Below are 500 nucleotides of genomic sequence, written 5' to 3'. Positions count from 1 at the left end.
CGCTCGCCGCGATGGCCGTCGTCAGCTTCGCCGGGAGGCCGTGATGACCGGTTCGGACGTCACCCGTGACGGGACGCAGGGGGCGCGGCCCGGCCGGGACGCCGTCGCGGGGCCAGGCACCGGGCGCCGGCGTCGCGGCGAGCAGCCCGTGGTGGCAAAGGCCCGCTTCTCCTCGTACTACGGCCGGCCGGTCCTGAACGAGCCGACCTGGCGCGCCCTGGACATCGCCGGCTACCTGTACCTCGGAGGGCTCGCCGGCGCGTCGTCCCTGCTGGCCGCCGGAGGCCACGCGACCGGACGTCCGGCCCTGGCACGGACGGCGAAGCTGGGCGCGGCGGGAGCGATCTCCGTGTCGCTGGCCGCCCTCGTGCACGACCTCGGCCGCCCCGCCCGTTTCCTCAACATGCTCCGCATCCTGAAGCCGACCTCCCCGATGAACACGGGGTCGTGGCTGCTGGCCGGTTACGCCCCGCTCACGGTGGTGGCCGCCGCCATCGACG

2 protein-coding genes (both running past the window's edge) are annotated in these 500 nt (G+C 75.4%); both read left to right on the top strand.

All coding sequences use genetic code 11. The annotated features are described in order from the left end of the window. On the top strand, positions 1 to 69 hold the final stretch of the coding sequence (locus ACFSL4_RS27180) for a 4Fe-4S dicluster domain-containing protein (protein ID WP_381088221.1). The gene continues 882 nt to the left of window position 1, outside the view; 69 of the gene's 951 nt are visible here — the last part of the coding sequence; its start codon lies off the left edge, out of view; it ends in the stop codon at positions 67 to 69. Further along, positions 44 to 500, top strand: partial view of an NrfD/PsrC family molybdoenzyme membrane anchor subunit gene (gene nrfD, locus ACFSL4_RS27175; RefSeq protein WP_381088219.1) — the beginning only. The gene runs 557 nt beyond the window's last position; only the first 457 of its 1,014 coding nucleotides appear in the window; the start codon lies at positions 44 to 46; the stop codon falls past the right edge of the window. Before ACFSL4_RS27180 ends, nrfD begins: the two co-directional genes overlap by 26 nt.

The organism is Streptomyces caeni (assembly GCF_042678285.1).
Lineage (GTDB): Bacteria > Actinomycetota > Actinomycetes > Streptomycetales > Streptomycetaceae > Streptomyces > Streptomyces caeni.
This window is presented reverse-complemented; position numbering and strand designations above follow the sequence as displayed.